A 13,291-nucleotide genomic window follows, 5' to 3' on the forward strand; every position below is an offset into this window, starting at 1 on the left:
TTTTTTCGCTTGCCTAGTGGCTATGGCGGAGGGGAAACACCCGTTCCCATCCCGAACACGGAAGTTAAGCCCTCCAGCGCCGATGGTAGTTGGGGCCAGCGCCCCTGCAAGAGTAGGTCGCTGCTAGGCGAAAATCCCCTGCTGTATATACAGCAGGGGATTTTCTATTTGATTCAACCCAAAAATTTTCGCATTAAGTATTCATGAAGCAGCAACGGAACTTTTTCCGCCGACACGGAGAGAAACTCGAGAATAAAAGTGTGTGCCTTGCTCGGGTAAGAATGGAGAAGCTCGCTCCACCATTCCGTCTCATAGCGCGAAATCATGCTCAAGTTATACAGCAACAAGTAATGGGCGTGTATTTCTGGAAGCGAGAATGTTTTCTCTTTCTTGACTGGAATTCGGAGCGTACCGTCAAGATGGAATAAAAACGGACCTTCTCCGGCCGGCGACAGCGGCGATTCTATATGAAAATACAGAAATTCCCCTTCTTCTTTGGCGAACGAAAGCCGCTTTCCTTGTCCTTCTTCACAGAGATATTGGACAAAGCGGGACAACGACATATGATAGTGATCCAAAATCACTTTTGGGATGGCGAGCATCGGCGGCGAAGCAGTATGTACAACAGGCAAGGATAACGGTTTTTTTCGCCCGCTTAGAAGAAAAAACGTTTCATGCAGCTCGCTAATTCGTTGCAACAGCGCGCCCATGCGAAATTTTTCCCCAGCTTCTTGTTTCACATGAAACATTTTTTCAGAAAAATGTGCGAATAAACCGTTTTTTTGTATTTTCACTTCATCATCTAAAAATTCGTAGCCCTGTTTTTTTCGTTTTCTTGCTGATACACCGTGGGCCAAGACCGATGTCGATTCCGGGTAGTCGGGGTCGACAGTGAGCAGGCATGCCTTTAAGAGCTGCACCATGCCGTAAAACAAGAGAACCGGCTTGATGGACAGCGGCGCCTGCTGGGCAGCGGCGTAAAAGTTTTGCCCGTGTTCCAGGTAATATAAAAATGGGTAACAGTTCGCATAACTGCGTTGAACGGCGTCATCCCGCTGCAGTTGTTGATAGCATTGCCGCAAAAATTGCTGCGCAGTATCGGCCGAGCGGAAAACAGAAAGGCGAAACAGTTGACCGTGATTTCCGAACATTTTTACCCCCCTTACATAGAATTGTCTTGAAATAACTGAAAAGTTGGACATTTTCTTGATTCTCTTGACAGTAGTTTAACCAGTTGTTAAGCTACTAATAATATTTCCGGACAAGGGGGAGAAAACATGTGGGAAGCGAAATTCGCCAAGGAAGGATTGACGTTTGATGATGTTCTTCTCATCCCAGCAAAGTCGGACGTATTGCCGCGCGATGTTGATGTAACGACGAAGTTGAGCGATACGTTGCATCTGAACATCCCAATTCTCAGCGCCGGGATGGATACGGTCACCGAAGCGGAGATGGCGATTGCAATGGCGCGTCAAGGAGGCCTTGGCATCATTCACAAAAATATGTCGATCGAACAGCAGGCCGAGCAGGTCGACAAGGTGAAACGATCGGAACGAGGCGTCATTACGGATCCGTTTTTCCTAACACCGGATCATCAAGTGTATGATGCGGAACACTTAATGAGCAAATATCGGATCTCAGGGGTGCCAATCGTCAACAATCCCGAGGAGCAAAAATTGGTCGGCATTATTACGAACCGTGACTTGCGTTTCATTCAAGACTATTCGATTAAAATTTCCGAGGTAATGACGAAGGAAAACTTGATTACGGCTCCGGTGGGGACAACGTTGGAGGAAGCAGAGAAAATTTTGCAGCGACACAAGGTCGAAAAACTGCCTCTTGTTGATGAAAACGGCGTGCTGAAGGGATTAATTACGATCAAGGATATCGAAAAGGTCATTGAATTCCCGAATTCGGCGAAAGATGCGAAAGGGCGGCTGATTGTCGGGGCGGCCGTCGGGGTGACGGCGGACACGATGATCCGTGTCAAAAAGCTTGTTGAGGCGGGGGTTGACGTCATTGTCGTCGACACGGCGCACGGCCATTCGAAAGGCGTCCTTGAGACGGTGGCCAACATTCGACGCCAATACCCGGACTTGAACATCATCGCCGGCAATGTCGCGACAGCTGAAGGGACGCGCGACTTGATTGAGGCTGGGGCGAACATTATTAAAGTCGGAATCGGTCCTGGGTCCATCTGCACGACCCGGGTTGTCGCCGGGGTTGGGGTGCCGCAAATTACCGCGATCTACGACTGTGCGACTGAGGCGCGCAAACACGGTGTCCCGATCATCGCTGACGGGGGGATCAAATATTCCGGCGACATTGTGAAGGCGATTGCGGCTGGGGCGCATGCGGTTATGCTCGGCAGCTTGCTTGCTGGTGTTTCCGAAAGCCCAGGTGAGACGGAAATTTACCAAGGCCGCCGCTTTAAGGTGTACCGGGGCATGGGATCGGTCGCAGCCATGGAGCGCGGCAGCAAAGACCGCTATTTCCAAGAAGATGCGAAAAAGTTTGTCCCGGAAGGCATCGAGGGACGCGTTCCGTACAAAGGGCCGCTTGCCGACACGATTTATCAGCTTGTCGGTGGGTTGCGCGCCGGCATGGGCTATTGTGGAACACGCAATTTGGAAGAGTTGCGCGAAAAAACGCAGTTTATCCGCATGACGAGCGCCGGGCTTCGTGAAAGCCATCCGCATGACGTGCAAATTACGAAAGAAGCGCCGAACTACTCTGCTTTTTGATCGGAGTTGTGCCGATCGGCTCAACTTTGACGGAGACATGTCCTCCGTCTATTTTTTTGGTCGACGGTATGTTACAATAACGGTTGTGTGAGGAGGGTGTCATTGTGAGGAGGAGAAAACAAAACTGGTTGTTTTGGCTGCTGTCGATTTGCCTTTGTTTAACGTTTGGTCCGTTTCAACAGACGGTGAAGGCGGAAAGCGCCCCGCTTGACATCCGGGCGGACGCTGCGATTTTAGTGGATGCGCAAACGGGAAGAATTTTGTATGAAAAAAATATCGATACAGTGCTTGGGATTGCCAGCATGACGAAAATGATGACCGAGTATTTGCTTCTTGACGCCATTAAGGCGAATCGCGTCAAGTGGGATCAAACGTACACGCCAAGCGATTACGTGTACCGGCTGTCGCAAGACCGGGCGCTGTCCAATGTCCCGTTGCGAAAAGATGGCAAGTATACGGTGCGTGAGCTGTACGAGGCGATGGCTATTTATTCGGCGAACGGGGCTACGGTCGCAATTGCCGAAATCATCGCCGGATCAGAGAAAAATTTTGTAAAAATGATGAACGACAAGGCGAAGGAACTCGGACTGAAAGATTATAAATTTGTCAACGCAACTGGATTAAGCAATGAGGATTTAAAAGGATTTCATCCAGAAGGGACAAGTACAAATGAGGAAAATGTCATGTCTGCACGGTCGATGGCGATGCTTGCTTACCAGTTGCTGAAGGATCATCCGGAAGTGCTGAAGACGGCAAGCATTCCTCATAAAATGTTCCGAGAAGGAACGGAAGACGAAATCAAAATGGACAACTGGAATTGGATGCTGCCTGGGCTTGTGTACGGATATGAAGGTGTAGACGGGTTGAAAACCGGCTATACGGAATTTGCCGGCAACTGTTTCACCGGGACGGCGAAACGAAACGGCGTCCGCCTTATTTCGGTCGTCATGAACGCGAAAGATGCAAGCGGGAAAACAACAAAAGAGGCGCGCTTTAAAGAGACAGAAAAACTATTTAACTACGGATTCAACCAATACTCCCTCGAGACGCTTTATCCAAAAGGGTACCAGCTGAAAGGAAAAGAAACGCTTCCGGTCGTGAAAGGGAAAGAAAAAGAGGTTCGTGTCGCGACAGGGAAGAATCTGGATCTGCTTGTGAAAAACGGCGAGGAAAAACAATACAAACCTGTATATGTGTTGAATAAGAAAAAAATTACAAAAGAAGGAAAGCTAGTCGCCCCTTTGAAAAAAGGGGAAACGGTTGGATATATGACGCTCGAATATAAAGGGGACGACGCCCTCGCCTTCTTAAGCCCAGACATGCAAAAAAACATCCGTGTGCCGCTTGTCACAACAGCTGAAGTCGAAAAAGCCAATTGGTTTGTTCTTTCGATGCGCGCGGTCGGCGGACTGTTTGTTGACTTATGGACAAGTGTCGCCAAAACAGTGAAAGGCTGGTTGTAAAATCGACTCCCCTTGATGGGGAGCTTTTTTCCATTGTGATTTTTGTAAAAATTGAGGTAAAATAAAACAGTGGAATCGTCCTTTTGCATGCCTCGCAAAGCATAAGGATTAGGAATAGGGGGAATCAACGTTGGCATTGACAGGTACGGACCGCGTCAAACGCGGCATGGCGGAAATGCAAAAAGGCGGCGTCATCATGGACGTCGTAAACGCAGAACAGGCGAAAATCGCTGAAGCGGCAGGGGCTGTCGCGGTTATGGCGCTCGAGCGCGTCCCGGCGGACATTCGCGCCGCTGGCGGTGTCGCGCGCATGGCTGACCCGACGGTGATCGAAGAAGTGATGAACGCCGTTTCGATCCCGGTCATGGCGAAAGTGCGGATCGGCCACTACGTCGAGGCGCGCGTCTTAGAGGCGCTTGGCGTCGACTACATTGACGAAAGCGAAGTATTAACGCCGGCTGATGAGGAATTCCATATTGACAAACGGCAGTTTACCGTTCCGTTCGTGTGCGGTTGCCGCGACTTAGGGGAAGCGGCGCGCCGCATTGCGGAAGGGGCATCGATGTTGCGGACGAAAGGGGAGCCGGGGACAGGCAACATCGTTGAGGCCGTGCGCCATATGCGCAAAGTTAACGCGCAAATTCGCAAAGTCGTCAACATGAGCGAAGATGAGCTTGTCGCTGAGGCGAAACAGCTTGGGGCTCCGGTTGAGGTGCTGCGCGAGATCAAGCGGCTTGGACGCCTCCCGGTCGTCAACTTTGCCGCTGGCGGTGTCGCGACACCGGCTGACGCGGCCTTGATGATGCACTTGGGCGCGGACGGTGTCTTTGTTGGGTCGGGAATTTTCAAATCGGAAAACCCGGAAAAATATGCGCGCGCGATCGTAGAGGCGACGACCCATTACGAAGATTATGAACTGATCGCCCACTTGTCGAAAGGGTTGGGCAGCGCGATGCGCGGCATCGATGTCGCGACATTGTTGCCGGAGCACCGGATGCAAGAACGCGGCTGGTAAGCTAGATAAAGGAGCAAAGCAACGATGAAAATTGGTGTACTTGGACTGCAGGGAGCTGTGCGGGAGCATGTCCGCGCCATTGAGGCGTGCGGCGCCGAGGCGGTCGTCGTGAAAAAGCCGGAGCAGCTTGAAGGGGTGGATGGGCTTGTGCTGCCGGGCGGCGAAAGCACAACGATGCGGCGGCTCATCGACCGCTATGGGCTGATGGAGCCGCTCAAGCAATTTGCCGCTGCCGGCAAGCCGATGTTCGGCACGTGCGCTGGACTCATTTTGCTGGCGAAGCGGATTGTCGGCTATGACGAGCCACATTTAGGATTAATGGACATTACAGTCGAGCGGAACTCGTTCGGCCGGCAGCGGGAGAGCTTTGAAGCCGAGTTGTTGATCAAAGGCATCGGCGATGGCTTTGTCGGCGTCTTCATCCGCGCTCCGCATATCGTGGAGGTCGGGGACGGGGTCGATGTCTTGGCGACATACAATGACCGCATTGTCGCCGCTCGGCAAGGACAGTTTCTCGGCTGTTCGTTCCATCCAGAGCTGACCGATGACCATCGATTGATGCAATACTTCCTAAACATGGTCAAAGAAGCGAAAATGGCGTCAAGCCTCAAGTAAAGCGATAAAGCGAAAGCGATGAGAGGAACGAGTAGCGGGATGCCTTTCTTATCAGAGAGCCGGTGGTAGGTGCGAACCGGCAGGGAGAGCCTGTGAATCCATCCTCGAGCAAAACGCTGAACCGTCCAAACAGGCCAGTAGGCGTTTTCGGCCGCCGCCGTTATCGGCATGAGTGGAAGGCATGATTGGCCTTCAATAAGGGTGGCACCGCGGGATTGCTCCCGTCCCTTTTGGGGACGGGGGCTTTCTTTGTATAATAAAAGGCGAAGGAGGTAGAAAACGGTGCTGGATATGAAAGTATTGCGCACTCAGTTTCAAGAAGTAAAGGAAAAATTAATGCAACGCGGCGGGGATTTGACGAACATCGACCGCTTTGAACAATTGGACAAAGACCGCCGCCGCTTGATCGCGGAAGTCGAAGAGCTGAAAAGCAAGCGCAACGATGTGTCGCAGCAAATCGCCGTCCTAAAGCGCGAGAAAAAGGACGCCGAGCCGCTGATTGCCCAAATGCGTGAAGTCGGCGACCGCATTAAACAAATGGACGAACAAATCCGCCAGATTGAAGGAGAGCTCGACGATCTTCTTTTGTCGATTCCAAATGTGCCGCACGAATCAGTGCCGGTCGGTCACTCAGAAGAGGACAATGTTGAAGTGCGGAGATGGGGAGAGCCGCGTTCGTTTTCGTTTGAGCCGAAACCGCATTGGGAAATCGCTGATCGGCTCGGTTTGCTCGACTTTGAGCGAGCTGCTAAAGTGGCGGGAAGCCGGTTTGTCTTTTATAAAGGGTTAGGGGCGCGGCTTGAGCGGGCGCTCATCAACTTTATGCTTGACATCCATCTCGATGAATTTGGCTACGAAGAAGTGTTGCCGCCATATTTAGTGAACCGGGCGAGCATGATCGGAACCGGACAGTTGCCGAAATTTTCCGAGGATGCGTTCCATTTGGACAGCGAAGATTATTTTCTCATTCCGACCGCTGAGGTGCCGGTGACGAACCTGCATCGCGACGAAATTTTGGCCGCCGATGATTTGCCGATTTACTATGCGGCCTACAGCGCCTGCTTCCGTGCTGAAGCCGGGTCGGCCGGCCGCGACACGAGAGGGCTGATCCGTCAGCATCAGTTCAATAAAGTAGAGCTAGTAAAATTTGTAAAACCAGAGGACTCGTACGATGAATTGGAAAAGCTGACGCGTCAGGCAGAGACGATTTTGCAACGGCTCGGGCTTCCGTATCGCGTTGTCGCCTTGTGCACCGGAGACCTCGGGTTCTCGGCGGCGAAAACGTACGATATTGAAGTTTGGCTGCCAAGTTACGGAACGTACCGGGAAATTTCGTCGTGCAGCAACTTTGAGGCATTTCAAGCGCGCCGCGCCAACATCCGCTTCCGTCGAGATCCGAAAGCGAAACCGGAGTACGTGCATACGTTAAACGGTTCGGGGCTGGCCATTGGGCGGACGGTCGCCGCTATTTTGGAAAACTACCAGCAAGAAGACGGCTCGGTCATCGTTCCGGAAGCGCTTCGTCCGTACATGGGGAATCGGGACGTCATTTGCTGAGGAAAGGCGCTTGAGGCAAATCGTTGGTTGACTTTTCCCGACTGCCGTGTTATAGTGAATGACGTTGGCAATGAGGAACAAAACGTCTTGTTCTCGGCCAAACCGATGACGAAGAAGACTGACGCGCATAAAAGGAGATTGTCGTCTGAAACGGCTGTGACCGCCGAAAGCCGTTTCCCATCATAAAAAACCCGCCCTTGACCGGCGGGTTTTTTATGCCTTTATTTTTTTACAACGGTAAACTGATCAGCGATCAGCAGCCAGTTTTGTGGAAAATCAAGGCCAAGTTTCCAATAGCTGACCCCGCGCAAGCCAAGTTTCTTCACGAGATGAAATTTTGCTTGGATAGAGCGGGCGTCTTCAAACCATACTTCATGAACGCGGCCATTTTCGTCGCGATAGCGAAAATGCGGCGCCTGCGCCTCCATATCGTATTCGATGGCGACGTTATACTTTGCGGCGAGGGCGATGGCTTGCTGCGGGCTGATGGCTTGGGCGTACGGGCCGCCGGGTACATATGGCAGCGTCCAGTCGTAGCCATACAAGTTTTGCCCCATCAAAATTTTTCCGGCTGGCATTTCAGAGATGGCGTACTCGAGAACGCGGCGGACCGGGCCGATCGGGGACACCGGCATCGGCGGCCCGCCGCTGTAGCCCCATTCATACGTCATGATCACGACAAAGTCGACAATTTGTCCATGGGCGCGGTAGTCGTGTGCTTCGTACCAACGTCCGCGCTGGGTCGCGCTCGTTTTCGGCGCTAAGGCGGTCGACATCATCCACCCTTCTTGTTCAAACCGCCGTTTCGCTTTGCGCAAAAACGCGTTATACGCCTCGCGGTCTTCCGGGCGCAAATATTCAAAATCAAAATGGATGTCGCGGAAGCCATACCGTCTAGCGGTCGCGACAATGTTGTCGAGCAGACGGTTTTGCAGCGTTTTGTTTGTTAAAATAAGCGCGCCGAGCTCATCGCTGAACTGCCCGTTTTCAATGTTGGCGACAACCATAACGAGCGTGACGTGGTTGGCGCGGGCAATATCCGGAAAGTCGTCAAGCGGCGGCTCTTGCAATGTCGCGTCGCGCCGGATCGCAAAATAAAAAGGACTCAAATAGGTCAAATACGGAGCGGCTTCGCGAGCGCTCGCCTCCAGCGCTGGGCTGACAGTCGCGCCTCGCGGTTCAATATAGGCGTTAAACTCCGCTCTTCGCTTGGCGCCGGGCGGTATATAAAGCCGCTGCCCGACCTTAAGCGGAGCGTTTAAGGAGAGGCGATTCACTTCGGCAAGCCGCTGCATCGGAATCGAAAATCGGCGTGCAATCGACCATAACGTGTCGCCGCGCTGCACCCAGTAAAAACGACCGACGATCGGAATCACGAGCGCCTGGCCGACAACGAGTTTATCAGGGTTTGGAAGCTTGTTGGCCCGGACAATTTCTTCCACCGTGGTCCCGTATGCCTCAGCAATTCCACTTAACGTTTGTCCACTCTGCACTACGTGGATTTGCATACTTGACCTCCTAGTTGCGTCTTTATTCTCCATATTCTATGATGAAAAGAAAGGAGAAATGACCGTTTGTGTGAAGGGGTATACGATGAACACCGACGAGTACTACATGCGATTGGCAATGGAAGAAGCAAAAAAAGCGGAGCAGATCGGCGAAGTGCCGATCGGCGCTGTCATCGTTCAGGATGGCCGTGTCATCGCCCGCGCTCATAATTTGCGGGAAACCAAACAACGCGCCATCGCTCATGCAGAAATTTTGGCGATCGATGAAGCATGCCGGGCAACCGGTTCATGGCGGCTTGAGCGGGCGACGTTGTACGTAACGCTTGAACCGTGCGCCATGTGCGCAGGCGCCATTGTTCTTTCCCGCATCGAACGGGTCGTGTTTGGCGCGTTTGACCCGAAGGGAGGGTGCGCGGGGACGTTGATGAACTTATTGCAGGAAAGCCGATTTAACCATCAGGCTGAGGTGGTAAGCGGCGTGCTTGCTGACGAGTGTGGTTCACTGTTGAGCCAATTTTTTCGACGATTGCGCGAACAAAAGAGAAATGTTGGCGGAAGTGCCAACGAAAATTCCGTCGATTGACATTGCATTTTTTCCGCAGACGAGCTATACTGATAGTGCCGTGCTAAGCGGGGAGGTAGCGGTGCCCTGTACTCGCAATCCGCTCTAGCGAGGCTGAATTCCTTCTCGAGGTTAGTCTGTTGCGAGGTCTGTCTCAAGCAAGTGGTGTTGACGTCTGGGTCCCGCGCAATGGGATTCCGTGAACCCTGTCAGGTCCGGAAGGAAGCAGCAGTAAGCGGATGCTCCCATGTGCCGCGGGGGCGCCTGGGCTGAGCTAACTGCTTGAGCAACGCTCGGGGCAGCTAATCGACAGAAGGTGCACGGCTTTACCATAACGGACGGAAGGGAAAACCCACTCATGACGAGTGGGTTTTTTGTTATTTTAAATTACAATAGGAAGTTATATAATAGATAGGACGAGAGGAAGAGGAGGGCCGTTTTCCGTGGCATACCAAGCGTTATATCGCGTGTTTCGGCCGCAGCGCTTTGCGGACATGGTCGGCCAGGAACACGTGACCAAGACGTTGCAAAGCGCCCTGCTTCAACATAAAATATCGCACGCCTACTTATTTTCTGGCCCGCGCGGTACAGGAAAAACGAGCGCAGCGAAAATTTTCGCCAAGGCGGTCAACTGTGAACAGACGCCAGCGGCGGAGCCATGCAATGAGTGTCCAGCTTGCCTCGGCATTACGAACGGAACGGTTCCCGATGTGCTGGAAATTGACGCCGCTTCCAACAACCGCGTCGATGAAATTCGTGATATCCGTGAGAAGGTGAAGTTTGCGCCGACGTCGGTCCGCTACAAAGTGTACATCATCGACGAGGTGCATATGCTGTCGATCGGTGCGTTTAACGCGCTGTTGAAAACGTTGGAGGAGCCGCCGAAACACGTCATTTTCATTTTGGCCACGACCGAGCCGCACAAAATTCCGGCGACGATCATTTCCCGCTGTCAACGGTTCGATTTTCGCCGCATCCCGCTTCCGGCGATCGTTTCACGGCTAAAGTATGTAGCAAGCGCCCAAGGTGTCGAGGCGTCCGATGAGGCATTGTCCGCCATCGCCCGTGCTGCAGACGGGGGGATGCGCGATGCGCTCAGCTTGCTTGACCAAGCCATTTCGTTCAGCGATGGGAAACTTCGGCTCGACGACGTGCTGGCGATGACCGGGGCCGCATCATTTGCCGCCTTATCGAGCTTCATCGACGCCATCCACCGCAAAGATACAGCGGCGGTTCTTCAGCAGTTGGAAACAATGATGGCGCAAGGGAAAGATCCGAATCGTTTGATTGAAGACTTAATTTTGTATTATCGTGACTTATTGCTGTACAAAACTGCTCCACATGTGGAAGGAGCGATTCAAATCGCTGTCGTTGACGAAGCGTTCACTTCACTGTCGGAAACGATTCCGGTTTCGGATTTATACGAGGCCATCGAGTCGCTGAACAAAAGCCAGCAAGAGATGAAGTGGACAAACCACCCGCGCCTTCTGTTGGAAGTGGCGCTTGTGAAGCTTTGCCATCCATCAGCCGCCGCGCCGTCGCTGTCCGCTTCCGAGTTGGAACCGTTGGTAAAGCGGATCGAAACGCTGGAGGCGGAATTGCGGCGCCTGAAGGAACAACCGCCTGCCCCTCCGTCGGCTGCCGCGCCGGTGAAAAAACCGTCCAAACCGACGAAAACGGGGGGATATAAAGCGCCGGTCAGCCGCATTTACGAGCTGTTGAAACAGGCGACGCATGAAGATTTGGCTTTGGTGAAAGGATGCTGGGCGGATGTGCTCGACACGTTGAAGCGGCAGCATAAAGTGTCGCACGCCGCCTTGCTACAAGAGAGCGAGCCGGTTGCAGCGAGCGCCTCAGCGTTTGTGTTAAAATTCAAATACGAAATCCACTGCAAAATGGCGACCGATCCCACAAGTTCGGTCAAAGAAAACGTCGAAGCGATTTTGTTTGAGCTGACAAACCGCCGCTTTGAAATGGTAGCCATTCCGGAGGGAGAATGGGGAAAAATAAGAGAAGAGTTCATCCGCAATAAGGACGCAAAGACGGAAAAAAGCGAAGAAGATCCGTTAATCGCCGAAGCGAAGCGGCTGTTTGGCGAAGAGCTGATCGAAATTAAAGAATAAACCGTTTAAAGGAGGATGCCAAGATGATGCGTGGCGGAATGGGCAATATGCAAAAAATGTTAAAACAAATGCAAAAAATGCAAAAAGAAATGCAAAAAGCGCAGGAAGAGCTGGCGGAAAAAACGGTGGAAGGCACAGCGGGCGGCGGCATGGTGACCGTTGTCGCTAACGGTCATAAACAAATTTTAGAAGTCAAAATTAAAGAGGAAGTCGTCGACCCAGACGATATTGAAATGTTGCAAGATTTGATTTTGGCGGCGACAAACGATGCGTTGAAAAAAGCGGATGAGTTGGCTAATGAAATGATGGGGCAGTTTACGAAAGGACTTAACATTCCAGGGTTGTTCTAGGGGGAACGTATGCATTATCCAGAACCGCTATCGAAGTTGATTGACAGCTTTATGAAACTGCCCGGCATCGGCCCGAAAACGGCTGCCCGCCTTGCATTTCATGTGCTGGCGATGAAAGAAGACACCGTGCTTGAGTTTGCCAAAGCGCTCGTTGATGTCAAGCGGCATATTCATTATTGCACGATTTGCGGGCATATTACAGATACAGACCCTTGCTACATCTGCAAAGACGAGCGGCGCGACCGGACGACGATTTGCGTTGTTCAGGATCCGAAAGATGTCATCGCCATGGAGAGGATGAAAGAATACAACGGCCTGTACCACGTGTTGCACGGGGCCATCTCGCCGATGGAAGGCATCGGACCGGAAGATATTAAAATCGCCGAGCTGCTCACGCGATTGCAAGATGAGACGATCCAAGAGGTGATTTTAGCGACCGACCCGAACATTGAGGGAGAGGCAACGGCGATGTACATCTCCCGCCTGTTGAAGCCGACAGGAATCAAAGTCACCCGCATCGCCCATGGCTTGCCGGTCGGCGGCGACTTGGAGTATGCGGACGAAGTGACGTTATCAAAGGCGTTGGAAGGGCGCCGTGAGCTATAGAGAGAAAGAAGGTGGGGATCGGTTTGTTATGGCGGCGAAAGGGGAAACTAAAGAGACAATTTGATGAAAAGTTAATGGCTGAACTGCAAAAGGCTAGAACTGAATGGTTTGAGCAGAAACAACTCATCGAAAAAAGCGTCGATCCGTCTCCGGAGGTGCTGAGCGCATTGCAGCTCGCTGAGGCCAAATATTTTTTCCTCCTCCGCGAAGCGAAGCACCGCCGCATCACACTTAAGGAAGTGCGTTAACTTCCTTATTTTTTTGTTCTTTTTTCCCCTGTTTCTCATACGTTGGTAGTACAAGCGTGCAAAAAGGGGGTTCAAACGTTGGAGCCGAAAGTCGTCATTACCGTGTTGCTGGCGCTTATCGCCGTTTTGCTTATCGTCGGTGCCCGCCTCAAAGCGCTTCGCCTGATTGGCTACGCTGCTATCCGCCTGATCGTCGGGGCGCTCGCGCTGTTTGTCATCAACGCCATCGGCGGGCATTTTAATATCCATATTCCGATTAACCTCGTCACCTCAATCGTTTGTGGATTTCTTGGCCTCCCTGGAGCGGCAGCGTTAATCGTGATTGACCGATATATTTTGTAGGCATCATTATTCAAGATGCCTTTTATTTTTTTGTTTAAAAGTTATTGACTTTTATATGATAATACATTATATTAATAAATGTCGCTGTTCATGAAAGATATGTTGACAGCAAAGTAAATGATATGTATAATAATAAAAGTGTGCAAGATAAACAAGTT

General features: G+C 51.9%; 13 protein-coding genes, 1 rRNA gene, 1 other RNA gene and 1 other annotated feature. Of the genes, 13 read left to right on the plus strand and 2 right to left on the minus strand.

Going from position 1 to position 13,291, the window contains the following annotated elements; translation table 11 throughout:
• Nucleotides 1-12: 12 nt before the first annotated feature.
• Nucleotides 13-129, plus strand: a 5S ribosomal RNA gene (gene rrf / locus BRO54_RS17130).
• A gap of 44 nt (nt 130-173) precedes the next feature.
• On the opposite strand, the gene BRO54_RS17135 is transcribed toward rrf, so the two are convergent.
• Nucleotides 174-1,151: a YaaC family protein gene (locus tag BRO54_RS17135; protein WP_074044715.1), complete on the minus strand. Its 978-nt coding sequence runs from the start codon at nt 1,149-1,151 to the stop codon at nt 174-176.
• Between the two features lie 126 nt (nt 1,152-1,277).
• Between BRO54_RS17135 and guaB the strand changes: the two genes are divergently transcribed.
• The 5 genes from guaB (at nt 1,278) to serS (ending at nt 7,394) form a co-directional block, all read left to right on the plus strand.
• The gene (gene guaB, locus BRO54_RS17140) at nt 1,278-2,744 is read left to right on the plus strand and encodes an IMP dehydrogenase (protein WP_074044716.1); all 1,467 of its coding nucleotides are present in this window, start codon (nt 1,278-1,280) and stop codon (nt 2,742-2,744) included.
• Nucleotides 2,745-2,848: 104 nt separating this feature from the next.
• A complete protein-coding gene (locus BRO54_RS17145; RefSeq protein ID WP_074044717.1) occupies nt 2,849-4,207 on the plus strand; it encodes a serine hydrolase in 1,359 nt (452 codons plus the stop codon).
• A gap of 130 nt (nt 4,208-4,337) precedes the next feature.
• Nucleotides 4,338-5,222 carry a pyridoxal 5'-phosphate synthase lyase subunit PdxS gene (gene pdxS, locus BRO54_RS17150; RefSeq protein ID WP_074044718.1) on the plus strand — a complete coding sequence of 295 codons (885 nt, stop codon included), beginning with the start codon at nt 4,338-4,340 and terminating at the stop codon, nt 5,220-5,222.
• A gap of 24 nt (nt 5,223-5,246) precedes the next feature.
• Entirely contained in the window at nt 5,247-5,837 is a 591-nt protein-coding gene (gene pdxT / locus BRO54_RS17155) for a pyridoxal 5'-phosphate synthase glutaminase subunit PdxT (RefSeq protein WP_074044719.1), read from the plus strand.
• A gap of 9 nt (nt 5,838-5,846) precedes the next feature.
• Nucleotides 5,847-6,069, plus strand: a binding site (T-box leader).
• A gap of 50 nt (nt 6,070-6,119) precedes the next feature.
• Entirely contained in the window at nt 6,120-7,394 is a 1,275-nt protein-coding gene (gene serS, locus BRO54_RS17160) for a serine--tRNA ligase (RefSeq protein WP_074044720.1), read from the plus strand.
• A 221-nt stretch (nt 7,395-7,615) separates the two neighbouring features.
• Here the strand turns inward: serS and BRO54_RS17165 are convergent, their stop codons facing one another.
• Nucleotides 7,616-8,902 carry a glycoside hydrolase family 18 protein gene (locus BRO54_RS17165; protein ID WP_074044721.1) on the minus strand — a complete coding sequence of 429 codons (1,287 nt, stop codon included), beginning with the start codon at nt 8,900-8,902 and terminating at the stop codon, nt 7,616-7,618.
• A gap of 85 nt (nt 8,903-8,987) precedes the next feature.
• Here BRO54_RS17165 and tadA point away from each other — a divergent pair, with 85 nt between their 5' ends.
• From tadA to BRO54_RS17200, 7 genes are all read left to right on the plus strand, one after another.
• The gene (gene tadA / locus BRO54_RS17170) at nt 8,988-9,485 is read left to right on the plus strand and encodes a tRNA adenosine(34) deaminase TadA (protein ID WP_074044722.1); all 498 of its coding nucleotides are present in this window, start codon (nt 8,988-8,990) and stop codon (nt 9,483-9,485) included.
• A gap of 38 nt (nt 9,486-9,523) precedes the next feature.
• Nucleotides 9,524-9,788, plus strand: an RNA gene (ffs, locus tag BRO54_RS17175) — signal recognition particle sRNA large type.
• A gap of 119 nt (nt 9,789-9,907) precedes the next feature.
• Entirely contained in the window at nt 9,908-11,587 is a 1,680-nt protein-coding gene (dnaX, locus tag BRO54_RS17180; protein WP_074044723.1) for a DNA polymerase III subunit gamma/tau, read from the plus strand.
• 26 nt (nt 11,588-11,613) lie between these two features.
• Nucleotides 11,614-11,937 (plus strand): YbaB/EbfC family nucleoid-associated protein, encoded by a 324-nt coding sequence (locus BRO54_RS17185; protein WP_020279743.1) that lies wholly within the window; start codon nt 11,614-11,616, stop codon nt 11,935-11,937.
• Between the two features lie 9 nt (nt 11,938-11,946).
• Nucleotides 11,947-12,543 carry a recombination mediator RecR gene (gene recR, locus BRO54_RS17190; RefSeq protein ID WP_012820426.1) on the plus strand — a complete coding sequence of 199 codons (597 nt, stop codon included), beginning with the start codon at nt 11,947-11,949 and terminating at the stop codon, nt 12,541-12,543.
• Between the two features lie 23 nt (nt 12,544-12,566).
• A complete protein-coding gene (locus BRO54_RS17195; protein WP_074044724.1) occupies nt 12,567-12,791 on the plus strand; it encodes a YaaL family protein in 225 nt (74 codons plus the stop codon).
• 78 nt (nt 12,792-12,869) lie between these two features.
• Nucleotides 12,870-13,133 (plus strand): pro-sigmaK processing inhibitor BofA family protein, encoded by a 264-nt coding sequence (locus BRO54_RS17200; protein ID WP_011229537.1) that lies wholly within the window; start codon nt 12,870-12,872, stop codon nt 13,131-13,133.
• The last annotated feature ends 158 nt before the right edge of the window (nt 13,134-13,291 follow it).

The sequence above is a fragment of the Geobacillus proteiniphilus genome (genome assembly GCF_001908025.1).
In the GTDB taxonomy this organism is placed as follows: Bacteria; Bacillota; Bacilli; order Bacillales; family Anoxybacillaceae; genus Geobacillus; species Geobacillus proteiniphilus.